At 58.0% G+C, this 25,854-nt stretch carries 23 protein-coding genes and 1 tRNA gene; 15 read left to right on the top strand and 9 right to left on the bottom strand.

The genetic code is table 11. From position 1 onward, the window contains the following. Positions 1-29: 29 nt before the first annotated feature. Positions 30-524 carry a Fur family transcriptional regulator gene (locus tag QP978_RS05375; RefSeq protein WP_147719351.1) on the bottom strand — a complete coding sequence of 165 codons (495 nt, stop codon included), beginning with the start codon at positions 522-524 and terminating at the stop codon, positions 30-32. A 190-nt stretch (positions 525-714) separates the two neighbouring features. On the opposite strand from QP978_RS05375, the gene QP978_RS05370 reads away from it, so the two are divergent. From QP978_RS05370 to QP978_RS05360, 3 genes are read left to right on the top strand one after another with little or no spacing between them, the layout of a single operon-like run. After that, positions 715-2,100 (top strand): glycine--tRNA ligase, encoded by a 1,386-nt coding sequence (locus tag QP978_RS05370; protein ID WP_049170727.1) that lies wholly within the window; start codon positions 715-717, stop codon positions 2,098-2,100. After that, on the top strand, positions 2,100-2,669 hold the full coding sequence (locus QP978_RS05365; RefSeq protein WP_049189625.1) for a hypothetical protein: 570 nt from the start codon (positions 2,100-2,102) through the stop codon (positions 2,667-2,669). The genes QP978_RS05370 and QP978_RS05365 overlap by 1 nt, the downstream gene beginning before the upstream one ends. Next, positions 2,657-3,073: a hypothetical protein gene (locus tag QP978_RS05360; RefSeq protein WP_049189624.1), complete on the top strand. Its 417-nt coding sequence runs from the start codon at positions 2,657-2,659 to the stop codon at positions 3,071-3,073. The genes QP978_RS05365 and QP978_RS05360 overlap by 13 nt, the downstream gene beginning before the upstream one ends. Before the next feature lie 8 nt (positions 3,074-3,081). On the opposite strand, the gene QP978_RS05355 is transcribed toward QP978_RS05360, so the two are convergent. Further along, positions 3,082-5,115 carry a TPM domain-containing protein gene (locus QP978_RS05355; protein WP_222865412.1) on the bottom strand — a complete coding sequence of 678 codons (2,034 nt, stop codon included), beginning with the start codon at positions 5,113-5,115 and terminating at the stop codon, positions 3,082-3,084. A gap of 28 nt (positions 5,116-5,143) precedes the next feature. Here QP978_RS05355 and QP978_RS05350 point away from each other — a divergent pair, with 28 nt between their 5' ends. Beyond that, on the top strand, positions 5,144-6,436 hold the full coding sequence (locus QP978_RS05350) for a deoxyguanosinetriphosphate triphosphohydrolase (RefSeq protein WP_048732682.1): 1,293 nt from the start codon (positions 5,144-5,146) through the stop codon (positions 6,434-6,436). 15 nt (positions 6,437-6,451) lie between these two features. Here QP978_RS05350 and QP978_RS05345 read toward each other — a convergent pair whose 3' ends face one another. After that, positions 6,452-7,027, bottom strand: a complete 576-nt coding sequence (locus QP978_RS05345; protein ID WP_048732681.1) for a TetR/AcrR family transcriptional regulator — start codon at positions 7,025-7,027, stop codon at positions 6,452-6,454. Between the two features lie 69 nt (positions 7,028-7,096). Here QP978_RS05345 and QP978_RS05340 point away from each other — a divergent pair, with 69 nt between their 5' ends. Continuing rightward, complete coding sequence (locus tag QP978_RS05340; RefSeq protein WP_284856925.1) at positions 7,097-7,753, top strand: GAP family protein; 657 nt, start codon at positions 7,097-7,099, stop codon at positions 7,751-7,753. 79 nt (positions 7,754-7,832) lie between these two features. Here the strand turns inward: QP978_RS05340 and QP978_RS05335 are convergent, their stop codons facing one another. Beyond that, on the bottom strand, positions 7,833-8,336 hold the full coding sequence (locus QP978_RS05335) for a guanyl-specific ribonuclease (protein ID WP_070605697.1): 504 nt from the start codon (positions 8,334-8,336) through the stop codon (positions 7,833-7,835). A 120-nt stretch (positions 8,337-8,456) separates the two neighbouring features. Here QP978_RS05335 and dnaG point away from each other — a divergent pair, with 120 nt between their 5' ends. Then, positions 8,457-10,388 carry a DNA primase gene (dnaG, locus tag QP978_RS05330; RefSeq protein ID WP_080969560.1) on the top strand — a complete coding sequence of 644 codons (1,932 nt, stop codon included), beginning with the start codon at positions 8,457-8,459 and terminating at the stop codon, positions 10,386-10,388. Positions 10,389-10,437: 49 nt separating this feature from the next. Here the strand turns inward: dnaG and QP978_RS05325 are convergent, their stop codons facing one another. After that, positions 10,438-11,070 (bottom strand): MBL fold metallo-hydrolase, encoded by a 633-nt coding sequence (locus QP978_RS05325; protein ID WP_048732678.1) that lies wholly within the window; start codon positions 11,068-11,070, stop codon positions 10,438-10,440. Beyond that, entirely contained in the window at positions 11,067-12,224 is a 1,158-nt protein-coding gene (locus QP978_RS05320; protein ID WP_201844404.1) for an S-(hydroxymethyl)mycothiol dehydrogenase, read from the bottom strand. The genes QP978_RS05325 and QP978_RS05320 overlap by 4 nt, the downstream gene beginning before the upstream one ends. Positions 12,225-12,500: 276 nt before the next feature. Between QP978_RS05320 and QP978_RS05315 the strand changes: the two genes are divergently transcribed. Both QP978_RS05315 and QP978_RS05310 read left to right on the top strand, forming a co-directional pair. Next, positions 12,501-12,572 (top strand) — tRNA-Asn (locus QP978_RS05315). A gap of 386 nt (positions 12,573-12,958) precedes the next feature. Then, positions 12,959-13,396, top strand: a complete 438-nt coding sequence (locus QP978_RS05310; RefSeq protein WP_201844402.1) for a hypothetical protein — start codon at positions 12,959-12,961, stop codon at positions 13,394-13,396. A gap of 182 nt (positions 13,397-13,578) precedes the next feature. Here QP978_RS05310 and exaC read toward each other — a convergent pair whose 3' ends face one another. The 3 genes from exaC to QP978_RS05295 all read right to left on the bottom strand — a co-directional run bounded on the left by exaC (position 13,579) and on the right by QP978_RS05295 (position 16,737). Next, a complete protein-coding gene (gene exaC, locus QP978_RS05305) occupies positions 13,579-15,099 on the bottom strand; it encodes an acetaldehyde dehydrogenase ExaC (RefSeq protein ID WP_284856924.1) in 1,521 nt (506 codons plus the stop codon). A 121-nt stretch (positions 15,100-15,220) separates the two neighbouring features. After that, positions 15,221-15,946, bottom strand: coding sequence for a response regulator transcription factor (locus QP978_RS05300; protein WP_284856923.1), 726 nt, complete (start codon positions 15,944-15,946; stop codon positions 15,221-15,223). Further along, entirely contained in the window at positions 15,943-16,737 is a 795-nt protein-coding gene (locus tag QP978_RS05295; RefSeq protein WP_083276310.1) for a sensor histidine kinase, read from the bottom strand. The genes QP978_RS05300 and QP978_RS05295 overlap by 4 nt, the downstream gene beginning before the upstream one ends. Positions 16,738-16,863: 126 nt before the next feature. On the opposite strand from QP978_RS05295, the gene QP978_RS05290 reads away from it, so the two are divergent. The 7 genes from QP978_RS05290 to QP978_RS05260 all read left to right on the top strand — a co-directional run bounded on the left by QP978_RS05290 (position 16,864) and on the right by QP978_RS05260 (position 25,838). Next, entirely contained in the window at positions 16,864-17,580 is a 717-nt protein-coding gene (locus QP978_RS05290; protein ID WP_049192880.1) for an ABC transporter ATP-binding protein, read from the top strand. Next, on the top strand, positions 17,577-19,013 hold the full coding sequence (locus QP978_RS05285) for an FtsX-like permease family protein (protein ID WP_284856922.1): 1,437 nt from the start codon (positions 17,577-17,579) through the stop codon (positions 19,011-19,013). The genes QP978_RS05290 and QP978_RS05285 overlap by 4 nt, the downstream gene beginning before the upstream one ends. Positions 19,014-19,202: 189 nt before the next feature. After that, entirely contained in the window at positions 19,203-20,477 is a 1,275-nt protein-coding gene (gene phoH2, locus QP978_RS05280) for an RNA 5'-3' helicase PhoH2 (protein ID WP_042388806.1), read from the top strand. 97 nt (positions 20,478-20,574) lie between these two features. After that, positions 20,575-21,711, top strand: a complete 1,137-nt coding sequence (locus tag QP978_RS05275) for an ABC transporter ATP-binding protein (RefSeq protein WP_069359226.1) — start codon at positions 20,575-20,577, stop codon at positions 21,709-21,711. A gap of 81 nt (positions 21,712-21,792) precedes the next feature. Next, positions 21,793-23,004, top strand: a complete 1,212-nt coding sequence (locus tag QP978_RS05270) for a DUF4032 domain-containing protein (protein WP_172620277.1) — start codon at positions 21,793-21,795, stop codon at positions 23,002-23,004. 525 nt (positions 23,005-23,529) lie between these two features. After that, complete coding sequence (locus tag QP978_RS05265) at positions 23,530-24,813, top strand: ABC transporter substrate-binding protein (protein ID WP_088611979.1); 1,284 nt, start codon at positions 23,530-23,532, stop codon at positions 24,811-24,813. 179 nt (positions 24,814-24,992) lie between these two features. Beyond that, positions 24,993-25,838, top strand: a complete 846-nt coding sequence (locus QP978_RS05260) for a carbohydrate ABC transporter permease (RefSeq protein ID WP_016423090.1) — start codon at positions 24,993-24,995, stop codon at positions 25,836-25,838. The last annotated feature ends 16 nt before the right edge of the window (positions 25,839-25,854 follow it).

Below are 25,854 nucleotides of genomic sequence, written 5' to 3'. Positions count from 1 at the left end.
ATTTTTTTAGGGGGGGGAGGGAGCCCGGGCTACTTCTTCTGGCAGTCCCCGCACAGGCCGAAGACCTCAGCAGTGTGCCCGGTCAGATTAAAACCGTGCTCCTCCGCAAGGCTGTGAGCCCACTGCTCGACAGGGCCGCCGGCGACTTCAACGGTGCTGCCGCAATCGGTGCAGACCAGGTGATGATGGTGGTGGTCACCGCACAGCCGGTAGAGAGCCTCTCCGGAGGCATTGTGCAGAACATCGACAATGTCCATTTCTGCAAGGGACTGGAGCGTCCGATAGACCGTCGTCAAGCCGACCTTGTCCCCACGTTCCGTCAGCGACTTATGAATGTCAGCAGCGGAGCGAAAATTAGGAGCCTCACTCATAATCGACACGACGGCGCGGCGTTGGCGAGTACTGCGCTGGCCGATGCGGGTTGCGGCTGGCCGCGCGGAGGCGTGTGCCCCGGTGCTAGCGGGGGAGCCCGTACCACGTGGGTTTTCGCCAGAACTAACTTCGTGCATATCTTCGCCAGCCATGTAACCGACACTACCCGGTATCGGTTGGACAAGATGCGCTAGAGTATAGGGGAACTTTTAACTGGCCTGTTGGGGTCAGTACATTTTGCTTTTCATTATGTCGTTCGCCGCACGGAACGGGCTGAATTGTGTGCCCGGAAAAGGCGTGTGGTGTGCGATGCGAAGCCATTTATAAGGAGTGGTCTAGACCGTGGCACCTAAGTCAGTTGTCGATACCGTCGCCAACCTGTGTAAGCGCAGGGGGTTCGTTTACCCGTGTGGTGAAATTTACGGCGGTACCCGCTCGGCATGGGATTACGGTCCCCTGGGTGTGGAGCTGAAGGAAAACATCAAGCGCCAGTGGTGGAAGACCTTCGTCACCGGCCGTAAGGATGTCGTCGGCCTGGATTCCTCCATTATCCTGCCGCGCCAGGTCTGGGAAGCTTCCGGCCACGTCGCTACCTTCACCGACCCGCTGGTGGAGTCCCTGCACACCCACAAGCGCTACCGCGCTGACCACCTGCTGGAGGCCTACGAGGCCAAGCACGGTCACCCGCCGGCCAATGGTCTGGCAGACGTTCCGGACCCGGAGACCGGTCAGCCGGGCAACTGGACCGAGCCGCAGATGTTCTCCGGTCTGATGAAGACCTTCCTCGGCCCGGTCGACAATGAGCAGGGCCTGCACTACATGCGCCCGGAGACCGCTCAGGGTATCTTCGTCAACTTCAAGAACGTTATGACCACGGCTCGCCTGAAGCCACCGTTCGGTATCGGCCAGACCGGTAAGGCATTCCGCAACGAGATCACCCCGGGTAACTTCATCTTCCGTACCCGCGAGTTCGAACAGATGGAGATCGAGTACTTCGTCGCACCGGACCAGGCGGAAGAGAAGTTCGATGAGTGGGTCGACGCCTGCTGGAACTGGTTCATTGACCTGGGCGTTAACCCGGAGAACATGCGTCAGTTCGACGTTCCGAAGGACGAGCGCGCTCACTACTCTGCACGCACAATCGACTTCGAGTACCGTTTCCACTTCCAGGGAAACGAGTGGGGCGAGCTGATGGGTGTCGCCAACCGTACGGACTACGACCTCGGCTGCCACATCGAGCACTCCAAGGAAGACCTGCGTTACCACGACCAGGTTACCGGCGAAAAGTACGTTCCGTACGTCATTGAGCCGTCCTTCGGTCTGACCCGCGCCCTGATGGCCTTCCTGTGTGATGCCTACACCGAGGAAGAGGTGCCGAACGCAAAGGGCGGCACCGACACCCGTACTGTGCTGAAGCTGGACCCGCGTCTGTCGCCGGTTAAGGTTGCTGTTTTGCCGCTGTCGAAGAAGGACACCCTGACTCCGACTGCTGAGGCTGTCGCCGACAAGCTGCGCCAGTACTGGGCCGTCGATTACGACACCTCCGGTGCTATCGGCCGTCGTTACCGTCGCCAGGATGAGATCGGTACTCCGTTCTGTGTCACCGTTGACTTCGATACTCTCGAGGACAACGCTGTGACCGTCCGTGACCGCGACACCATGGAGCAGGAGCGCGTCAAGATTGACGAGCTGGAAGGCTACCTCGCAGCTCGCCTGGTGGGCTGCTAATGGCCGAAGAAGTTTTTTGGGAATCCTATAGTCTCGGCGACGGCTCTCGGGAAAAATCCGAGCAAACCTGGCCGATTCTGAAGGAAAGCACCGAAGTCGGCACGTACATCCGTGATGAGCAGGGCGATCGCCTCAACACCCCGGAAGGGGAGTGGGTCATTGACGCCTCTGCTAATCACCGTGTTTCCGCCACGCTTCCCGACGGCCGCGTGTTCTCGACCGTTGCTGCTGACCGTGACAAGATTTCGCGAGCCAAGCAGCTTTCAGTGACCTTTGGGCCGGTTCGTCCTGAAGGCAAGCTGGTGTGCGAGGGATCGACGAACTACGTCATCGAGAATGCGAAGACCGGCGAGAAGTGGGGCCAGTTTACCGGTGCGTCCCGTGGCGTGCGCCACGCAGAGGTGCAGTTCGACACCGATGAGGGCCGTGCGCTGCCGGAAGAGGAGAAGATCTTCCTGGTCTACAGTGCTCGTCGAGTGCTGGAGTCCCGCATGGTTTCCTCTACCTGGATTCTCACTGTCTGCTTGCTCTTGCTGATTGCCTATATGATTTGGGTGTGGATCGTGTAGCAACTATTGCAGACAGCGTCGTTTACGACGAGAACCAAAAGACCCTGTCCGACGGCTGGAGCTGTCAGGACGGGGTCTTTAGTGCTTTCTGGATCACCTCGCCACAAGGGCGTGGCTGGCAGGTGAAAGCCCGCTTTTTTAGCACGAACGCGCTAGTGATGACGAATCCGGATGAGGGGGATTCTTTCGTCCTAAACAGAGAAGGACGGGGAATTCGCACGGTCTTCGACATCGAACGGCCAGGCTATGAGCTCGCCCGAATCGTCAGAGAGGACAGCCTAGGCCGAGGGGTATTTGGTGTCTATGCCCAGAAAGGAGACTTCCGGGGGAGTTTCGAAGACTGGCTGATTGCCGCCTCTCTGGCGACGTGGTCTGTGGATGGACCACGCCAGATGCGAATTTAGGCGGGAATCTAGAAGCCCATTGTGCTGCCGGAGCCGCCTGGTCGGCTCGAACCCCCGCCGAAACCGCCGAATCCGCCGATACTGCCACCAAAGCCGCTGTTGTTGCTGAGCATGCTGCCTAGCACCATGCCGGCGACCATCGAACCGTTGCTGCCGCCACCGCGGCGCTGATCCTGGTAGCGGCGGATGTCACGGCGGGCCAAGTCAGCGGCCTCAGCCGCGAGCTTGCGCGCACGACGTGCGTAGGCCAAAGCCTTTCGCGGATCGTCGTTGGCCAAGCCCTGAGCAGAGCCGTAAGCACGCTGCGCCTCCGCGAGGCGAGTGCGAGCCTCAGCACCAACCACACGGCGGCGGGTAGCAATTAAGTCAGCCGCGGCGCGAATGTGATTGTCGGCATCCTGCATGCTGTGCTGCAAAGTAGCGGTAGCGCGGGCGAACGATGCGGCCTTGTCTCGAGCGGAGTCGAGGGCTTCGTCGAGCAGCTCATCGGCATCGGTCAGTGCGGTCCAGGAACTCAGTGGATCCACTTCGGACTTATTGGCTGCCACACCGAGTGCTTCGCGGCCTGCTTCGATGGCTGCATTGAGACGCTCGCGGTTGATGTTGGCGCCTTGCGGTGCCGACATCAGGTGCGAGGCCTCATCGATTTCACCGCGGACCTCGGCGATAAGGGAAGCCAGCCCCGCGACTGCAGCGTGAATATCGCTATCGGCGTGTTCAATGGCCTCCAGAAGACTCTCTGCCTGTGTGAGCGCAAAGTCGGTGGCCGACAGTGCATCAATCAGACCACCTTGCTCACCGGCGGGTAGGTCCGCGATGCGGCGGGCCTCAGACATTGACTGGTCAGCCTGATTCAGGTGCTCCGTGGCCATATCAATATTGTCGGTCACAGAGCTGAGCATCTGCTCTTCGTAACGTGCGCGCAGACCATCGAGAATTTCGCCGGCACGCGGCATACGTGAACGCAGCTCGACACTTCGCTGAGTGAGCTTCGAAATCGTCGCTTCAGCATTCATCAACTCCTGGCGGAGTTTCTGGAAGTTTGCGGCCTCGCCGTCGAGCTGGTCATCCGCAACACCACAGGTGGAGATAATCTCCAGCAGGACACTGCGGCGCTCGATTTCGTCGGACACGGAGCCGTCGTCAAGCTGTTGGCGAAGTGCAAACGCACGCTCGAGCGTGGACTGAGAGTGCTTCAGTGCGTTGTCGAAGCTGCGGATGCGTTCGGTGCCGAACTCAGCGCGGGCGAGGTCGAGCTCGGTGCTGGCCTTGCGGATGGACTCATCGGTACTGACAATCTCATCGTGCGCAAGAACATCGAGCGAGCTGGTGCTCAGCGAGTCCAGCGAAGAGACATCCCTGGGGTCGATGTTGCGGCCACGAGCGATCTCCTCCTCATCGCGCTTCTTCTTATTGCGACGGCCCACGGCCCAGGTGGCGCCACCGACAACGGCGGCACCACCGAGGCCGGCGCCGAGTGCCCACCCACCGGCGGAGCCGCTGCCACCGCCTGCCTCGGCGATGGCAGCTTCGCCCGCAGCCGCCCAGTTGTCATCCTCTAACAGCTGCCCTTGAGCTGCCCTGTTGACGGCTTCTGCGTTTCTGGGGAAGGAGTCTCCGACGAAAGCGCCGAGGTTCCGGTCTTCCACGGCGACGACCAGGACACCGCGGTTGTCGGCAGCTCCGAGGTGCTCCCAGGCCTGCTGCGCCCACTGTTCGCCCTGAATGCCGTCGAAGCTCTTGATGTAAAACACCGAGAACAGGAGTCGCTTCTCTGTCTTGAGCTGCTGAATCTGCTCCTTCAGACGAGCTTCATCGCCGCCGCTCAGCACACCTGCGAAATCAGCCACCTCGCCCGACACATCCGCCGGTGCCTCGGCGTGCGCCAGGGATGCTGACGGTGCGAGTGCCAGCAGCGAAGCAGGTGCGTGAACCGGTGGCTGTGCCGGTAGCGCGGCAGTAATTAGCGGCATGCTCAGGCCGAGGAAAGCACCCGATGCAGCAAGGTAAAGGGGGCGAAACACGCGATTCCTGTCAGACATATCTACAAGGATACGTAACAATAATCACGTGGCCGGTAAATTTTCGTATTCATCTTTTGAACTCGCTCGTATTGTCGAGGAGTCTCCGAAGCAGTCATTGCTGCCCGGGGTGCAGTCCTTGGAAACCCACCGGGCAGCGTTTGCACGAGATCGCGCCCGCGTCCTGCACTCCGCAGCGCTGCGCAGGCTGGCTGACAAAACCCAGGTTGTGGGGCCAGGGGAGGGTGATACTCCGCGCACGCGCCTGACTCACTCGCTGGAGGTCGCGCAGATTTCCCGCGGAATCGCCAGCGAGTTGGGTGCAGATGAGGATCTCGCAGAGCTGGCCGGCCTGACCCATGACATCGGGCATCCGCCGTATGGCCACAACGGCGAGCGTGCCCTCAACGAGATTGCCGCTGGTTGCGGCGGGTTCGAGGGCAACGCGCAGACGCTGCGTATTCTCACTCGCCTCGAGCCGAAGGTGCTCGATGGTACAGGTGAGCCCTGTGGACTCAATCTCACTCGGGCGGCGCTCGATGCGGCTTGTAAGTACCCGTGGACACCGATCGGTCCCGATGGTCAGCTCCGCCACAAGTACGGCGCCTACCAGGAAGATGCTGCGATCCTGCAGTGGATTCGCCAGGGCGTTCCGCACGGCAAGCAGTGTCTTGAGGCGCAGATCATGGACTGGTCTGACGATGTCGCCTATTCCGTCCACGATGTCGAGGATGGCATCGTCTCTGGCCGCGTTGACCTGGGTGTTCTGTGGGACACGGTGGAACTGGCCGCGCTCGCTGACAAGGGTGCTGCCGCATTTGGTGGCGATCCAGCGGAGCTCGTCGAGGCTGCCGGGCGTCTTGCCAGCTTGCCGGTGGTATCAGCTGCGGCGTCCTATGATGGTTCGCTGCGCTCGCTGGTCGCGCTGAAACGGATGACCTCGGAGCTGGTCGGCCGTTTCGTCACGGCTTCCGTCGCGGGTACGCGTGCTGCCTCCGGGTCGACGCTTCCGCTCGGGCGTTACGACGCGGACCTCGCCGTGCCCAGCTCGATTCTGGCGGAGGTCACCATGCTGAAGACCATCGCCGTGCTGTATGTGATGGATCTTCCGCGTCATATTCGCCGTCAGGAGCGTGAACGCGATCGTCTTTTCCGGGTGGCCGAGTATCTGCAGGAAGGTGCTCCAGGGACGCTTGATCCGATGTTCCAGTGGCTCTATTCCCGGGCGGAGAGTGACCAAGCGCGGCTGCGGGTTATCGTTGATCAGCTAGCGTCGATGACGGAATCGCGTGTAGAGCGGCTTGATCGCCAGATTGCTGGTGTGGCTGCGGCGTGGGGGTAGTGCTGTCAGCGATTACTATTTTTGAAGTATCCGCTGAAGGCTACTACTGAGGTCATCGGAAAGCGCCTTCGTAGTCTCTGCGTCGGGCTTCGCATGCATGTAATCGAGGGCTAGTCCATTTACGATAGCTGTGATGAGCCGGGCCGTCTGAGCTATATCTCCAGGGACGTCTGCGGCGGACAGTGCTGAAATGAGATGGTCCTGGAATCTACTGAGTTCGTTCTGGTACTCCTGGGCCAGAACTTTGCGTGTTGATGCAGCGGCACCGAGGATAACCCACAGTGCTGCGTCTTCGCGCTGTATTGGGCCGATGGGGAGTAGTTCGAGCAGGGAGCGGTGGAGCTGTTCTAGCGGCGAGGTATTCGATTGAAAGCGTAACGACGAGACTCTTTCATGCTGTCGTGCTGCCGAGCGCAGAAGTGCCCTGCTGAGTAGTTCGTCTTTCGTGCCCATAAAATACTGCACTGTTCCAGGGGCTACGCCCGCCTGTTGAGCCACTTTTCGAACGCTGACAACGTCGAACCCCTGGTTAACAATTACTTTGATTGCTGCATCGGAAATGGCTTTTTCTTGAGGTGACATCATGCTCATATCCTAAAACTCCTTTGGGGTTTCATTCGCGCCACTTCCCGTACGACTGTATGATAGTTTACTATACGAATGTACGAGGGAGTGATGGAGATGGACTATCTTGTTCTTGTGGGGCTTGCGCTTCTTGACAGTCTCAGTGCTGGAACCCTGCTGATTCCAGTAGTGCTGCTCATCGTCTGGCGGAGGATGAGGGGTGCCGAATACGTTACTTATTTAGGGATAATTGTCTTGTCCTACTTTGCGGTTGGCATCGCGCTCTTTTTCGGCCTGCGTCAGGCTTTAGACGCAGTCTCGGGCATTGCATCCAACACTTGGTTCAGTTGGGTGATGATGGTGTTGGGTATTTTGTTAGCTGCTTACGGAATCCTGGCACCGAATCCCAAGAAACGGACCGTCGAAGAGGTAATTGAATCTCGGTCGGAGGACACTAAGAAAGGTTCTGCCGGCCTCCCCGCGATGGTGGGTTTAGCCTTAGCAGCAGCAGTTGTCGAGGTCGGTACGATGTTGCCGTACTTGGCGGCAATCGGAATCATTGAATCGATGGCAGTGCCTTTCGCAGTGCAACTGCTTATCCTCGCGCTCTACTGTGTAGTGATGATTTCGCCCGCAGTCATCGTTGGAGTGCTCTTCGCGGCCTTCGGAGATAAGGTCTACAACCGGGTAGTGAACGTTATCCCCGGTTGGAATATGAAACAAAGGTCACTGTTTTGTGGGTGGCAGCAATAATTGGCATCGTTCTTGTTGCCCGGAGCGCAAATCAACTCGGTTTTATCGGGTAGCGCTGATTCCGCAGTAATACTTTGGCTCAGTCCTCCGCGTCAGGAATTTCGCAGAAGCTCTCGTAGTGGTCGTCGGTGTAGTACCAGACATCCGGATCGTTTTCGGAACCGCCGCCGACAACGATGCGGCGTGCACCGCGGCTGGAATTGCCCGGGGTGGTCACGGTGTATTCGCGGTAGTAGTCACCGCGCTCCTTCGGCAGGCGTCCCTCGTAGTTGCCGAAGTGCTTGCCGTCGTGCTGCGAATAGATGTGGTCCTGGTCGGTCAGGATGCGGTCGATAACATCGTCGGCCTCCTGCGGCAGGGTATCTACTGCGCAGGTGGCACCCTTTGTGCCAGCCTTGTTGCTGCCCGAGTTGGGGCCAGGTTTAGGGCCTGGTTTCGCGCTAGAGGCAGCGGAATCCTGCGACCCCTGTGAGTCCTCCGACCCCGATGCGTTCTGATCTCCGCCATCGAGCCCGAAATAACTACCAGCCAGCACCAGGGCGGCAGCGCCTACGCCGCTCGCAATCTTCTTCCACTCAGCCATGGCTAGTATCTTTCCATATCTGTCACCGCCGGCACGTTTTTGGGTTGGGCGCGGGCGGCTCGTCGGCATGCGAAACCTCTACGGCGGAGTCGATTGGACGGTTTGGGTAAGGTTATTTTCATGGCTAGGGGAAGAATTCCGGACTCCGATATCGCGGCAATCCGCGAACGGACTCCGATTGAGGAGATCGTTGCAGAATACGTGAACCTCAAACCGGCTGGCGCGGATTCTCTGAAAGGGCTTTCGCCTTTTAAAGACGAGCGCACGCCGTCGTTCCACGTACGCCCCAATCATGGCTACTACCACTGCTTTTCCACCGGCAAGGGCGGTGATGTATTCAGCTTCCTCATGGAGATGGAACACCTGTCTTTCCCGGAGGCTGTCGAAGCCTGTGCGGAGAAAATTGGCTTCCACATTAACTATGAGGGCGGCGGCACGGGCCGTCGCGAGGAACCGGGAACTCGCCAGCGTCTCATCGCCGCAAACCGCGAGGCACAGAAGTTCTACCGCGAACAGTTCTCCACTCCAGCGGCAGCGCCCGCGCGCGAGTTTCTGGAAAACCGCGGCTTCACCGCCGAGCACGCGGCCCAGTTCGGCTGTGGCTACTCGCCGGCCGGCTGGGACACTCTAACCAAGCACCTGCAGCGCCTGGGCTTTAGCTTCGAGGAGTTGGACAAGGCGGGTCTTTCCAAGATGGGGCGCATGGGGCCGATCGATCGTTTTCACCGTCGTCTCATGTGGCCGATCCGCAATATGTCCGGCGATGTCATCGGCTTTGGTGCCCGCAAGCTTTTCGACGATGACAATCTGGGCAAGTACATGAACACGCCCGAGACCATGCTGTACAAGAAGTCCAAGGTCCTCTTCGGCCTGGATCTGGCAAAGAAGGATATTGCCGCTGGTCATCAGGCTGTAATCGTGGAGGGCTACACCGACGTCATGGCCATGCACGCCTCGGGCGTGACCACAGCCGTCGCGTCCTGTGGCACCGCTTTCGGCGAGGAGCACCTCCAGCTGCTGCGCCGTCTCATGCTCGACGACAACTTCTTCCGCGGCGAACTCATCTACACCTTCGACGGCGACGAGGCAGGGCAGAAGGCCGCCATGCGCGCCTTCGAGGGGGAGCAGAACTTCACCGGCCAGTCCTACGTCGCGGTCGCGCCGGACGGCATGGATCCGTGTGATCTGCGCCAGAAGAAGGGCGAGGCCGCAGTGCGCGATCTCGTTGCTTCACGACGGCCATTGATCGAATTTGTCCTCCGCACACTTCTGGCCGACTATGACCTGACCACCGCTAATGGCAGGGTCTCCGGGCTGCGCCGAGTGGTGCCTGTCCTGGCCCAGCTCAAGGACGCGGCGCTGCGCGATGAGTATGCCCGCGAAGTTGCCGGCTGGATTGGCTGGAATGATGAAGCCGAGCTGGTGCAGCGCGTCCGCGAGGAGGCCAGTCGGCCACAGAATGAAAAGCGCACTCCCTACCAGCGTCGCCAAGAAGAGGCCCGGGCCCGCGAAGAGGCGGAGGAAGCGCGGCGCCGGCGCAACCCGGCACTGCCGTATCCAAACCCGCGGGATCCTGTGCTTTATGCGCAGCGTGAGGCCCTCAAGCTGGCAATTCAAGAGCCCGCTACCACCGGCCCGGTATTCGATGCGCTCGCACCCGAGACCTTTGGGCATCCGACCTACCGAGCGGTATTCGACGCCATCATGGCTGCAGGTGGTGCCTGCGGGGAAGCGGCCACACAGCCACATAGTTGGGCGACCGCAATTATGGATCAGGCGCGGGAGGACGTCGTCAAGCATCTCGTGACTGAGCTGGGCGTGGAGCAAATCGCCGTCGATGCAGAGACGCTGCGCCCGTATGCGCAGGCGATTCTGGCGCGGTTGCAGGAGGTGTGGGTCGGTGACCAAATTGCACAGCTGAAAGCGATGCTCTCGCGAATGCGGCCCTCAGATGACGAAACCGCCTACAACTCGCTGTTCGCGGACCTGCTCGCGATGGAGCAGTACCGCCGCGAACTGCAAGCAGAGGCGGTCAAGGTTGTATTTGAGTAGCTAGTGGTTAGTAGTTTCTAGGCGCCAGCCACCCGTCAACAGCTAGCGACTAGTAGCCGCGGCGAATCCACTCTTCCAAGTGTGGAGCCTCGCGACCAATCGTCGTGTGATCGCCATGACCCGTGCGGACAGTCGTTTCCGCAGGCAGAGTCAGCAGGTTGTCGCGGATGGAGTTAATAATCGTGTCGAAATCCGAGTAGGATCGACCGGTCGCTCCAGGACCGCCGGAAAACAGCGTGTCACCCGAGAACAGCTCCGCGGCCTCCGGCACGTACAGACAGCACGAGCCAGGGGAGTGGCCCGGAGTGTTAATAATGACAACCTCCGTGCCCGCAATCTCCAGGCGCTGACCGTGTGCGAGGTCCTCGTGCGCCAGGTCCGGCCAGGACTGCTCCCACAACATCTGGTCGCCCGGGTGGACGAGCAGGGGAGCGTCGAGCTTCTCCTGCAGTTCAGGGGCCACGGTGATGTGGTCGTTGTGTGCGTGGGTGCATACAATCGCCTTTACCTTGCGGCCATCCACCGCATCAATAATCGGCTGCGCCTCATGCGCCGCATCGATGACAATGACCTCACGGTCATCGCCGAGCACCCATACGTTGTTGTCTACGTCCCACGTGCCACCATCGAGCGAGAACGTGCCCGACGTGAGAACGTGGTCGACCCTCAAATCCTTGTTCACAGCGTCACCACCGATCGCAGTACCTTACCGGCCTTCATGGTTTCGAAGGCCTCGTCAACATCTTCAATGCCGATGCGCTCCGTCACGAAGCCCTCCAGCGGCAGGCGGTTCTGCAACGACAGATCTACCAGCATCGGGAAGTCGCGCTCTGGTAGGCAGTCGCCGTACCAGGACGACTTCAACGCACCACCGCGGCTAAACACATCCGCCAGCGGGATGTCCAGCTCCATTGTCGGCGCCGGAACGCCGACCAGAACAACGCGTCCAGCCAGGTCACGGGCGTAGAACGCCTGCTTGTAGGTTTCCGGACGGCCGACCGCATCAATCACGACATCAGCACCGAAACCGTCGGTCAGCTCACGCACTCGCTTAACGACGGGATCCTCTTCCCCGGTGCCCTTATCGCTCTTAGCCAGCTCCGCAGAGTTAATGGTCTCGGTCGCGCCGAATTCGCGGGCGGTATCCAGCTTCTCGTTCGAGATATCGATGGCAATAATCTTGCTAGCGCCGGCCAGCTTGGCACCGGCGATAGCGGCCGTACCAACGCCACCGCAGCCGATGACGGCTACCGATTCACCGCGCTTGACCTCGCCGGTGTTAATAGCCGCACCGATGCCGGCCATGACGCCGCAGCCAAGCAGGCCGGCAACGGCCGGATCGGCTGCCGAATCGACCTTGGTGCACTGGCCCTCGTGGACGAGGGTGGCATCCGCAAAAGCGCCGATTCCAAGTGCTGGGGTGAGGACGGTGCCGTCGGCAAGCGTCATGGGCTTGGAGGCGTTGAAAGTGCTAAAGCAGTACTGTGGCTCACCGCGCTTGCAGGCGCGGCACTCGCCACAGACGGCGCGCCAATTGAGGACGACGAAATCGCCGACGGCAACGTGCGTGACCTCTTCGCCAATCTCGGAGACTACGCCTGCGGCCTCGTGGCCGAGGAAGAACGGGTACTCGTCGGTAATATCGCCGTCGCGGTAAGCCAGGTCCGTATGGCAGACGCCGCAGGCCTGGATGTCAACAATGACATCGTTCGGGCCCGGGGACGGGATGTGGATATCAGTAAGTTCTACAGGTGCGCCTTTTTCGTGTGCGATAACGCCGCGAACAACGCGTGCGGTTTGCTCGGTGTTTTCGGTTCCGTTGGTTTGTTCAGACATAAGCCCCATCGTATGAACGCGGTATGAAAAGTGCATGATGGAAAGCATTTTCAGTACTGGTAGGAGCTTTGTGGGCGCTGTGCGAGGTTGCGTGGATTGTGTGGATTGCGTGGCTCTGAGAACTCACAACGGTGTCATGACGTGTGGGAAAAGAAGGTCTAAATTGACCTTTGACCTGGCGATTTGTGAGTTTCAAGGGGTCTGGGTAAAGTATCTATCCGTCGCAAGGAACGGCATGGCCGAAGTTCGGTTTAGCCGGTTCTGTGCGGTGGATATTCCTCCATAGCTCAATGGCAGAGCATTCGACTGTTAATCGAAGGGTTGCTGGTTCGAGTCCAGCTGGAGGAGCAATTAAGCCAGGTCAGAGAGTTTTTCTCTGGCCTGGTTTTCGTTTAAGAAGACGAAGAAGACAAAAACAGACAGAAAATAATCCAAGCCCTAGGAAAGTCGGAAAAGCGTGTCTGGTCGGTGCGTCGCCGGTGGGCACCTTTCGCCACTTACCCCAGTGCGAGTTACTGACTGCGTTTATGTCAAAAATGGCACGAAAAATGCCCTGAAAGTGTCATAAACTTACACAGTTTCACATTTGCAGCCCGTAAGTTTTCGGGTTGTCAGTTTCTCTCCTTACCCCACTTTATGCTCGGAGATCTTTGTTCTTGTGGGCGTGACTCGATTCTCCACTGAGGAGGGGAGATTCGGTCTTTCTGGAGGTCATCTCACGTAACCTGGGACGCATGAGGCTCGACAATATAACCCGCCCCTTGCTGGCGTCCTTTTTCGCCGCGGTCGCGTGGAGTGTTTTGGGTGGGCTAATCTTGCCGGAGCCCAATCTCGCCTACGACGAAGGAATTGCGTCGTGGATTGTGTCCATGCTGGTCTCAGTAATGCTGGTCGGAGCAATTGCCGTTTTCGCCGGTGATGGGTCGTTGGCTCGGGGGATGACCAGCGCGCGGAGCATTGTCGCAGCAGCTACCGGCGCAGGAATTGCCGCGCTTGGCGATCTGGCATTTCTATTTCTCACCACGCCGCCCGACGGGCAGGACGGCCTAGCCGTCGCCTATGTCGTGTTCTTCTACATCCCGCTACTTTTTCTTGGCGGATGGGCCGCCAGCGCCGCGATTAATCGGATGCGTAGGTGGAGTCGGCAAATAAAGAAAGAAAGCGAGACCTAGCTGTCGGCTGTGAGCTAGGCCTCTGCCTTTCGAGTCGCCAGCGCCTAGTGTGTCAGGTTAAGACCGACCACCATAACCTGCCAGGCACGGAGTGTGTTTTAAGGGGGCAGAGGCGATTGTCGACACCTTCATCGGACGTGAATCGGAATCGACAAATCGCCTAGCCCCAAGGGGTCGGATTCTTAGAACAGGCCAGTCGGGTTCTCGTCGTAAGAGACGAGCATGCACTTGGTCTCCTGGTAGTGCTCGAGCATCATCAAGTGATTCTCGCGGCCGATACCGGACTGCTTGTAACCGCCGAAGGCTGCGTGAGCAGGGTAGCTGTGGTAGTTATTCACCCATACGCGGCCAGCCTGGATACCGCGGGCAGCGCGGTAGGCGTTGTTCTGGTTGCGGCTCCACACGCCGGCGCCAAGACCGTAGATAGTGTCGTTGGCAATGTCGAGAGCCTCGTCCAGAGTCTTGAAGGTTGTCACGGCCAGGACCGGGCCGAAGATCTCCTCACGGAAGAAACGCATCGAGTTGTTGCCTTTAAAGATGGTCGGCTCGACGTAGTAGCCTCCCTCCAGCCCTTCGAGCTTGGCGACGTTGCCGCCGGTGAGAACCTCCGCGCCCTCCGTCGGCCCGGACTCCAAGTATCCGGAGATTTTGTCCAGCTGCTCCTGGGACGCCTGGGCACCCATCTGTACCGACGTATCCAGCGGGTTGCCGGTCTTAATCTGCTTGACGCGCTCGACCGAGAGCTTCAGGAACTCATCAGCGATGTCTTCGTGGACCAGGGCTCGCGACGGGCAGGTGCAGACCTCGCCCTGGTTCAGCGCGAACATGGCCAGGCCCTCGATGCACTTCTCACGGAACGCGTCGTCGGCATCCATGACGTCGGGGAAGAAGATGGATGGGGACTTGCCGCCGAGCTCCAGCGTGATTGGAATAATCTTGTCGGACACTGCCTTGTTGATTACCTGGCCAACGGCAGTCGATCCGGTGAACGCAATCTTGGAGATTCGGTCGCTTGCGGTCAGCGCAGCACCGGCTTCGGTGCCGAGGCCATTGACGATGTTGAGGACGCCGTCCGGAAGTAGATCGGCGATGATCTCGGTGAGCATGAGAATCGACGCGGGGGTCTGCTCTGCAGGCTTGAGCACGATGCAGTTGCCGGCGGCGAGGGCCGGGGCGATCTTCCATGCGGCCATCAGGAGGGGGAAGTTCCACGGGATGATCTGGCCGACGACGCCGAGTGGCTCGTGGAAGTGGTAGGCGACCGTGTTGTCGTCGATCTGCGAGATGCGCCCCTCCTGCGTGCGGGTGGCGCCGGCGAAGTAGCGGAAGTGGTCGATTGCGAGCGGGATGTCAGCGGCGAGGGTCTCGCGGATGGCCTTGCCGTTCTCCCAGGTCTCGGCGACGGCAATCTTCTCAAGGTTTTCCTCTATACGGTCCGCGATGCGGTGGAGGATCAGCGCCCGCTCGGCCGCAGGAACCGAGGCCCAGGAGTCCTTCGCTTTGTGTGCGGCGTCGAGGGCGAGCTCAATGTCTTTCTCGTTAGACCGCGGAACCCGGCAGAAAACCTCGCCCGTAACCGGGGTGGAGTTGTCCATGTATTGCCCGTCTACTGGAGGTGTCCACTTACCGCCGATGAAATTCTCGTACTGCTCCTTGTACGTGAAGATGGCATCGGGGGTGCCGGGGTTGGCGTAAACAGTCATGTAGACACGTCCTTTCGGTAGGGAAATAACAAACGTATGAGCCAACATTAAGTTGTGACTCGTGCCACAATCAACACTTATTTTTTCATCGCTTTTGCGAGAGATGCGATTGCTGCCGACCCTAAATTTGCCCCGATGTCGCCGTGAGAAATTCCAAAATTGCCCGCACGCGGCGGTTTTCCTCGCCGGGCTCCAGATGCAGCTTCATAAAGATGTTGGACACGTGTTTCGCCACTGCCGCCCCGGAAAGCACGAGGTCATCGGCAATCTGCTTATTGGACTTGCCGCGTGCCATCAGCTCGAGCACTTCGCGTTCGCGCGCCGTTAAACTGGCTAGTCCCGATTTGCCGGACTGCATCAATGCCGTCGCCACATCAGGGTCAATCACCACGCCACCACCTGCGACGACTTCGAGCGAACCCAAGAAGTCCAGCACCTGGCCGACACGGTCTTTGAGCAGATACCCGGTCCCGCCACTTGAGCTGCTGCCACTCGAGCCGACCCCAGTACCAACCCCAGCGCTACCTCCAGCACCGCTCGACGAGAACAACTCGCGCGCATACGCCGGCGCCACATACTGCGGTAGCACCATCACATTCAGCTGCGGATAGCGCTCGCGCAACTCGACCGCCGCCCGCAGGCCGTCATCGCTCATCTTTGGAGGCATGCGCACATCGGTTATCACTAAATCTGGCAGCTCGCCCGTGTCATCAAAACGGTCATCGATGTCCGCTACCAGGCCGTGGGCAGTGTCGACCATCGCAATCACTTCATGTCCACGCTTTTCGACGAGCCCCGCGACCCCCTCCCGCAGGAGTGCCGAGTCATCCGCAATGACAATTTTCATTTCTTCTCCGCACCTTTCATTTCCACGTCTTCCATTTCCATGCCTTCCATTTCTCCAATGCCCGATTCCCAGCGGTTCAACATCAAAGGAATTCTGGCTATTACCTGCGTTGGACCGCCTTCGGGAGAGTGCATGGTCATCGCACCGTCGAAAGTGGCTAGACGCTCTTTCATACCCCGCAAACCGCGCCCCAATTTTGCGCCGCCAGGGCCTTGGTCCGTAATTGAAATATTCAGTGTTTGATCCGAGGTGAGCAGCACAGAAACAGGAGCGTTCGGTGCATATTTCGCCGCATTAGTCAGCACTTCTGCACAGAAAAAATACGCCGCGGCGAGCACACTTTCTTCCAATTCAGGCAGGGGATAGGGAGTGTGCACAACAACGTGAGGGCCGTATCCTTCAGCAATCTCTTCAACAGCCGCTTGCAGACCGCGATCGCGCAACACCTGCGGGTGAATTCCGTGGACTGTCCGCCGCAAAGCGCGTAATCCATCCTCCAAATGGCCGCGAGTTTCCGCGAGGAGCTGCATTAATTCCTCATTGCCAGTATTGGATGCCTCCAATTCTGCAAGTCCCAATTTCATTGAAGCTGCAACAATGTATTGCTGAGCTCCGTCGTGGAGGTCATTTTCAATGCGGCGACGTTCAATCTCGAAGGCTTCGGCAATTGTTCGTCGTGAAGCGGTAAGTTCGGCGATGCGAGCGGCGGCGGATTCCTCGTAGCTGCGTTTATGCGCTTTTTCGCGGCGGTTCGCGCCGATATATTTGCGGAAATAATCCTTCAGCTCCATAGTTTCCTATGGTACGAAAGCTCTGTCTACGGAGGAATTAATTTCCGGCATAGTAGACCTAGCACTACCGCAAAAGGAAAGTGGGCACGGTGTTGAAATCGCCTCCGTGCGAGTGAAATGAGTGCCATGACAGACAACAACAGCCCAAGAAACGCACGACTTTGTATTCGTGACATCACTAAGTCCTACAATTCCGCTCCCGTTCTCACCGGCATTTCGCTGACCATTGAGCCCGGCGAAACCGTTGCAGTCATGGGACCGTCAGGTTCTGGTAAGTCCACGCTGCTGCACTGCATGTCCGGCGTGTTGCTGCCGGACGACGGAGACGTCATCTTCGGTGACACAAAGATCAATTCGCTTTCTGACGCCGACCGCTCCGCCCTCCGCCTGCACGACTTCGGCTTCGTTTTTCAGGATGGCCAGCTCCTGCCCGAGCTGACTGCCAGGGAAAACGTTGCTCTGCCAATGATTCTGCAGGGCAAGAAGCGCTCGAAGTCACTCGCGCTTGCCGACGATGTCCTCAACCGCCTGGGGCTCAAGGACCTCACGCGCCGTCGCCCAGGACAGATGTCCGGCGGTCAAGCACAACGTGTGGCAATTGCCCGCGCGATGGCCGGCGAGCCAGGTGTCATCTTCGCCGATGAGCCGACTGGCGCGCTGGACCAGTCCACAGGCCATGAGGTCATGCAACAGCTCACCGCGTTGGTGGAGCAGACTGGAACGACATTGGTGATGGTCACGCACGATGTGAAGGTGGCCGACTGGTGTCGTCGACGTGTGGAGATCCGCGATGGCCTGATTCACGACGACCGCATGCTGGCAGGAGCGGAGGTTACAAAGTGAGCACCGTAACTGAAGCATCAAAACCCCAGAGAATTCCTACCGGCGCACTAGCGGACTTGAGCACGCGGCTGCAGCGCGCCGGGCGTGAATCCCATTCGGGAAACGGCTGGCTGTCCGCGTTGTCCGTGGTGGCCATGACCGTGAGTACCTGGTTGGCGTTGGTCGTCGTCGGTGGCACGGCGATGTTTTACCGCCGTTGGCAGGCTGAGCCACAGTTGCCGCCGAACCCAACGCCCGAGGATTACATGAATCAAGGTCAGGGCGAGATGTACCTGCAGTTGGCACTCGTGGCCTGTGTTTTTGTGATTCCGGCAATGGTTTCGCTCGTGGCACAGTCGGCGGTGCTTGGCGCCGCTGGACGTGAGCAGCGATTGGCAACTCTGCGCTTGATTGGTCTCTCCAACGGGGCAGTTACACGCATGGTAGTTATCGAAACCCTCGTCTTGGCAGCTGTTGGGCTTGTGGTGGGCACGTTGTTGTCGGTTGCCACCGCGCCATTCTGGGCGATGATCAAGTTCGACAATGACTACCTGGATACCTGGGACATGTTGCTGCCCTGGTGGGGCTATCCGCTGGTCTGGGTTGCCGTGGTGCTCCTCGCGCTCTATGCGGCTGTGGTTGGTTTGCGAAGGGTGATGATTTCACCACTCGGCGTTAGCCGCAAGGAAGTGCCCAAGTCGATGAAGGCATGGCGCATGATTGTGGCCGTTGTTATCGGTGCGATCGTCCTGTACGTGATTGCCAACTCCAATATCGCGGGTGGAACCGTCACTGCCACGCTTGGTGTCGCAGCGATGATGTACCTGATGGTCTGGGCAATTGGCCTGGTGGCGCCTTTCTTTATCCAGCTTGTTGCCCGCATCTCCAGCTTCTTCGGTACTTCAAGTGATTTTGTGGCGACGCGACGAGTCGCGACTAACGCTAAGGAATCGTGGCGTCGAGTAAGTTCCATGGCCTTCCTGTCCCTGCTGCTTGGCTACACAATGATGGTGCCTGGCGAAGACAAGATTGAAGAGGTTGCAGATGTCACATTCGCGCACGATATTGCAACCGGTGTGACTATCACTTTCGTAATCGGTTTCATTCTGCTGCTGGTGTCAACGCTTCTGACTCAGGCCTCAGCCGTCTATGAAGAGGCATCGCTGACAAAGGCGCTGGACTTCATCGGGACGCCAATCAACTTCCACCGCACGGTCACTTTCAAGCAGACATTCTTTCCCATGCTTGCGACCAGTATCTTCGGCTTTGTCATGGGTGCGCTGTTGGGAGCCACCATGTTCGGACCGATTGCGAACGAAATCACGTTTGGTCAACGCTCCCTTGTAGTTGCGCTGGCGTACCTCGTGGGAGTTGTATCAGTTGGCGCTGTGACCTTGGCGGTTGATCCGCTTCGCCACAAGTTGCTGGGTCGACAGATTCGCCATAACGACTAGTTGCCATTGCAATGACTAGTTGCCATTACTGAAGACAGTAGAGAGGCCGGGCAGCGGTGCTCGGTGCTCGGCCACTTCCTTAGGGTTCAACTTGAGGATTAGAGCCTGTAACCAACTGTGGTTCATCTGATAACCAAGCATTCATCTCACAACCACGTAATTTCTACCTCTGACTTTTAGCCTGAGGGCATGCGTACCTACGTGCTTGATACCTCGGTCCTGCTGTCCGATCCCCACGCCACCAAGAAGTTCGATGAGCACCAAGTTGTGCTTCCGCTGGTCGTGGTGAGTGAGTTGGAGGCCAAGCGCCACCACCCAGAGCTGGGGTGGTTCGCCCGAGAAGCGCTCCGTTTCCTCGAAGAGCTGCGTTACCGCTACGGCCACCTGGACCGGCCTGTGCCCGCCAATGATCTTGGCGGGTTTATGCATATTGAGCTCAACCACTCCGATCCCTCCATCCTTCCCGCAGGCTTCCGCACCGCCGAAAACGATCACCGTATTCTCGCTTGCGCCCTTAATCTTCAGCACGATGGACATGATGTCGTGCTGGTCACCAAGGACATTCCGCTTCGCGTCAAGGCTGGTGCGGTCGGCTTGCCTGCCGACGATTACCGCGCCCAGGACGTCGTTCTGACTGGGTACTCGGGAATGGTGGAAGTAGACGTCGACCCGGAGGAAATTGATCGTCTCTTCGCCAATGGGTTCCTTGAGCTCGAGCAGATCCAGGATCAGCCGCTGCACTGCGGCGTGCAGCTCAGCGCTGGTAGCCAGTCTGCGCTGGCACGGGTGAGCGCCCCGGGCGTCGTCAAGCTTGTGCGGGGCGATACGGAGGCGTTTGGCCTGAAGGGGCGGTCGGCGGAGCAGCGTGTGGCGCTTGACCTGCTGTTGGATGACTCGGTGGGGATTGTGTCCCTCGGCGGCCGAGCCGGTACGGGTAAGTCGGCGCTTGCGCTGTGCGCGGGACTGGAGTCGGTGCTGGAGCGCGGACTGCATCGCCGGATTGTGGTGTTCCGTCCGCTCTACGCGGTAGGTGGTCAGAACCTTGGCTACCTGCCAGGTAGTGAGGACGAAAAGATGAACCCGTGGGCGCAGGCTGTTTACGACACCCTGGAGGGATTGGTTTCAGACAACGTGATGGATGAGATTGCCTCGCGCGACATGCTGGAGGTACTGCCACTGACACACATTCGCGGTCGTAGCCTGCATGACAGCTTCGTGATTGTCGATGAGGCACAGTCGCTGGAGCGCAACGTACTGCTGACGGTGCTGTCGCGTCTTGGTAGCAATTCCCGAGTCATCCTTACGCACGATGTGGCGCAGCGTGACAACCTGCGCGTCGGCCGCCATGACGGCGTGCAGGCGGTGATTGAAAAACTCAAGGGCAACGAGCTTTTTGCACACATCACGCTGAAGCGCTCGGAGCGCTCGAAGATTGCGGAGCTCGTTACGGGACTACTCGATTAAGAGTAAGCTTGTGAGGCAGATACGTAGGAGCTGTTCCTGCGGTTACTTTCACTCGGATCGTTCGGCACGTACCTGCCGATGAAAGGTTTGTATTCACATGGCTACTGTGACTTTTGCTGATGCCACTCGCATTTACCCTGGTGCGACGAAGCCTTCTGTGGACAAGTTCAACTTGGAAATTGCCGATGGCGAGTTCCTGGTTCTGGTGGGCCCCTCCGGTTGTGGTAAGTCCACAACACTGCGCATGCTTGCCGGTCTGGAAGAGGTCAATGAGGGCAAGATTTTCATTGGAGATCGTGATGTGACCAATGTCTCGCCCAAGGATCGCGATATTGCGATGGTCTTCCAGAACTACGCCCTGTACCCGCATATGACGGTGCGCGAGAACATGGGCTTCGCGCTCAAGATTGCTGGTGTGGACAAGGACGAGATTGACCGTCGTGTCGAAGAAGCTGCGAAGACCCTGGATCTAACTCAGTTCCTGGATCGTAAGCCTAAGGCTCTATCCGGTGGTCAGCGTCAGCGTGTGGCAATGGGGCGTGCGATTGTGCGCAAGCCGCAGGTGTTCCTGATGGACGAGCCGTTGTCGAACCTGGACGCGAAGCTGCGTGTTCAAACCCGTACTCAGATTGCGGCCATGCAGCGTCGGATGGGTGTGACCACCATGTATGTCACCCACGACCAGACTGAGGCGCTGACCATGGGCGACCGCATCGCGGTCATTAACTTCGGTGTTCTGCAGCAGGTCGGTACCCCGCGGGAACTCTACGAAACCCCGGCAAACGAATTCGTCGCGGGCTTCATTGGCTCGCCTGCGATGAACCTGGGCACGTTCAACGTCTCTAATGGTTACGCCACGTTGGGTGAGGCCAAGATTAAGCTGCCGGAAGCCACACTTGCTGCAATCGTGCCGGAGGATCAGAACCAGATTATCGTGGGCTTCCGTCCGGAGGCATTCGACCTGGTCGAGGGGCCGGGCGATGACGTCATTCCGGTGCAGGTTAACTTGGTCGAGGAATTGGGCTCCGATGCATTCATGTATGGCGATCTCGTCGGTGGCGGAGCATTGAGCTCCGGATCTTCCTCTAACCCGGACGAAGAGGAACACGGTCAGGTGGTTATTCGTACCGCCCCGCGCACCGCGCCGCAGTTGGGCTCGGTAGTTTACGGCAAGATTCGTCCGGGCATGCTGCACCTGTTCTCGAAGTCGACTGGTATGCGCCTTCCGGCCTAAACTCTTTCGTTTAGATGAAATGAGTAGCTGGTAGGGCAGTGGGACAGTAAGACAGTTTTAGGAGCCACCGTGTCGGAAACTATGAAAATAGCCGCGACAACGGTGGCTTCAAAGCTTTTGCGCCTTCCTTGGCATATACCTCTGGAACAGTGGCCAGACGATTTGTTGGCCGCCCTACCTCAGGGAATTTCGCGGCACATTGTTCGATTCGTCAACTTGGATGACCGCGTCATTGCAGTGAAAGAAATTGGTGAGTTCACTGCTCATCATGAGTATCGAATGCTGCGTGACCTGGTCAGGCTCGGTGCTCCATCGGTTCGCCCGCTCGCGGTCATTACTGGCCGCAAGGATCCAGATGGCGAACCGTTAACTGCGGCACTCGTCACAGAACATCTCGAGTATTCGCTGCCGTATCGTGCAGTTTTTTCTCAACAGGTCACCCGCGAAACTGTGGTCCGCCTGATTGACTCGCTGGTAGTCCTGCTAGTTCGGTTACATCTCCTTGGTTTTTACTGGGGCGACGTGTCGCTGTCGAACACGTTGTTTCGTCGTGACGCAGACGCTTTCTCCGCCTACCTTGTCGACGCGGAAACGGGAGATTTGCAAGGCACACTCTCAGATTCCCGCAGGCTTTACGACGTTGACGTTGCCCATACCAACATCATCGGAGAGCTCATGGATCTGCAGGCCGGCGGATTCCTCGATCCTGAGTTGGACGTAATTGCGGTGGGTAGGCGCATTATTGAGCGTTATGAGGACCTGTGGCAAGAGCTGACGGGGGAAGAATCTATTGGTGTTGAGGAGCCTTGGCTTGTCGATGAGCGGATTCGCAGGCTCAACGACCTCGGTTTCGATGTTGGCGAGCTGAAAGTCACCAGTGATGGTGGCCGCGTTGTGTTCCGACCACGAGTGGTTGACGCAGGGCATCACCATAGGCAGTTAATGCGACTGACGGGGTTGGATGTTCAAGAACGGCAAGCGAGGCGGATGCTCAATAGTATGCAGACCTTTCGGTTGGCGGAAGGTCTTGAAGGGGTTCCGCTAGAGCAGGTTGCGCACCGATGGCTGCGTGAAGTTTTCGAGGCCACAATCCTGGCTGTGCCCGAGGGGCTGCGTGGAAGGCTGCAGGATGCGCAGGTTTTCCACGAGGTCTTGGAGCATCGCTGGTACATGGCAGAAAAACGCCGTGCGGATGTGCCGCTTCAAGAAGCGGTGCAGAGCTACGTAGACCGAGTGTTGCCCGGGCATCGCGACGAGTCCGTATATCTTCCGGCGAGCGATGAGGTCGAGTAGCTCTCTAGAAGCAGACTGTCGAGCGTACGATTATTTCAAAAGTGACAAGTAAACGACTCGCCAGGATATTATAAAAATATACATTCACGCCAAACAGGGGTGCTTTTGGTGGTCGGGTGGTTGTCGGGTCTGCGTGTGATTGTCGCGGCCAGGTGCTTACTTTGGTGCCGGTAGGCGGCTCTGTTCAGCGAAAACAGCTCGAAAACAGCTCAAATTCTAGGTGTGCTTTCGAGAGCTTTTGCTATTTTTCTCCTTTGCATTTGTTCACAGCTGGCTGAAGGCCAACCTAAATTGGTTTTGGTCAAGTAAGATTTTGGTGAGACCGAATACCCGCGTGGGTGGCGTCGAAGTTCGCATGAAAGGCTACTTCTAGCCGCAGGGCGGGATAATCCAATTAGGCCACGGCTGCTGGCAAATATTCGTCCGAATTGCTCGGAGGATGCCATTGAAGTGGCCTTTCTTCTCAAGGGAGAAAATATAGTGAAGAACTTCAAGCGCCTTTCAGCTCTGTGTGCAGCAGGCCTGATGGCAACCGCTGGTTTGGTTGCGTGCTCGAGTGATGATGCGGTTGCAGATGGTGGTGTCTACTTCCTTAACTTCAAGCCGGAGCAGGATGCCGCATATCAGAAGATTGCGAAGGCATACACTGACAAGACTGGTGTCCAGGTCAAGGTCGTTACTGCTGCTTCGAATTCCTATGAGCAAACTCTGAAGGCCGAGATTGGTAAAAAGGACGCGCCAACACTGTTCCAAGTCAATGGTCCGGCGGGCCTGCGTACTTGGCAGGAATACATGGCAGACATGTCTGACACTGAGATCGCACAAAACCTCAACGAGGGCATCGAGCCGCTGAAGGGCGAGGACGGCAAGGTATACGGCGTCCCGTTTGCAGTCGAGGGGTTTGGCCTGATCTATAACGAAGAGATCATGGACAAGTACTTCGCGCTGCCCGATGCCAAGGCCAAGAGCATCGACGAGATTAAGGCCTTCGGAAAGCTGAAGGAAGTTGCTGAGGACATGCAGGCCAAGAAGGACAAGCTGGGGATTTCCGGCACCTTCGCTTCCACCTCGCTTGCATCCGGTGAGGATTGGCGCTGGCAGACACACTTGGCCAACGGACCGGTTCATTATGAATTCGAGGACCTTGGCACCAAGGAAACCGCTGATGTGAAGTTCAAGTACAACAAGGAGTTCAAGAACCTCTTTGATCTGTACCTGAATAACTCCACTGTCGAAAAGACTCTGGCCCCGTCGAAGGCTGTGTCCGACTCGATGGCGGAATTCGCCCAGGGCAAGGCCGCTATGGTTCAGAATGGCAACTGGGCATGGTCCCAGATCAACGATGTCTCCGGCAACGTGGTCAAGCAGGACAAGATTAAGTTCATGCCTATGTACATGGGCCTGAAGGACGAGGATAAGACCGGCATCTCGGTTGGTACTGAGAACTACCTGACGGTCAACTCCAAGGCTTCGGAGGCTTCCCAAAAGGCAACGAAGGACTTCGTCAATTGGCTGTTCAACACCGATGAGGGCAAGAAGTACGTCGTCGAGGATCTCGGATTCATCGCTCCGTTCCAGAACTTCACTGAAGCCGACACTCCGAATGACCCGCTGGCCAAGGAAGTGGCCGCAGCAATTGAGAACGAGGACCTGACCACCATCCCGTGGGACTTCCAGTACTTCCCGTCGCAGCAGTTCAAGGATGATTTTGGCGCAGCGCTGGCGCAGTACGCTTCCGGAAAGATGCCGTGGGACAAGGTTGTCGAGACTTTCGCCGACAGCTGGAATGCGGAATCTCCGAACAATTAAATACCAGCAAATCAATGGTGATCCATTCCATCGGTGAGTGTGAAGCGAAAGCTTCTCGCGCATGAACAACCGACGGAATGAGTTCATCCAATGGCAAGGCGGAGCTCGGGGCTCGGTGACCTGTTAAACCGGTCTCGAGGCACCGGGCTCCGCCTTTAGCTTTAGGAGCGGTGTTGTAGATGCAAGCAACATTGAAAAAGTATTTCCCAATTTTCGTGCTACCCACGCTGATTGCCTTTGCAATCGCGTTCCTGGTGCCGTTCGTTATCGGTTTCTTCCTATCATTTACTGACTTCACAACCATCACTAATGCGCAGTGGGTTGGTATCGAGAACTACCAGAAGGCCTTTAGTGAGCGCGAGGGCTTCGTCGCCTCCTTCGGATTCACTCTCATGGTGGTTGTTGTTTCCATCATTACTGTGAACTTGTTCGCGTTCTGGATCGCATGGATTCTGACGCGCAAGCTGAAGGGCACGAACTTCTTCCGCACAGTCTTCTTCATGCCGAACCTCATCGGTGGCATCGTGCTCGGTTACACCTGGCAGTCGATGATTAACGCAGTGCTGGCATCGTACGGTACGACAATCGTGTCCGACTGGAAGTTCGGTTACGCCGGTCTGATCATCCTCATCAACTGGCAGCTGGTCGGTTACATGATGATTATCTATATTGCCGGTTTGCAGAATGTCCCGCCGGAGCTCATCGAAGCTGCGGAGATTGATGGCGCTGGACGCTGGGAGATCCTGCGGCACGTTACTATCCCGATGGTCATGCCATCGATTACCATTTGCCTCTTCTTGACCCTGTCGAACACTTTCAAACTCTTCGACCAAAACTTGGCCCTGACCAATGGTGCGCCGGGTTCAGAGACAGAAATGGTTGCTCTGAACATCGTCAACACCATGTTTAACCGAATTGGTGTGGAGGGCGTTGGTCAAGCCAAGGCAGTAATTTTCGTCGTCGTGGTCGTAGCGATCGCGATGCTGCAGCTGCGTGCTACTCGCAGCAAGGAAGTGGAGGCATAAATGTCTGTCGACGCTG

The organism is Corynebacterium sp. MSK035, assembly GCF_030232615.1.
In the GTDB taxonomy this organism is placed as follows: Bacteria; Actinomycetota; Actinomycetes; order Mycobacteriales; family Mycobacteriaceae; genus Corynebacterium; species Corynebacterium jeikeium_D.
The sequence above is the reverse complement of the archived record's forward strand: the minus strand, read 5'-3'. Positions and strand labels throughout refer to the sequence as shown.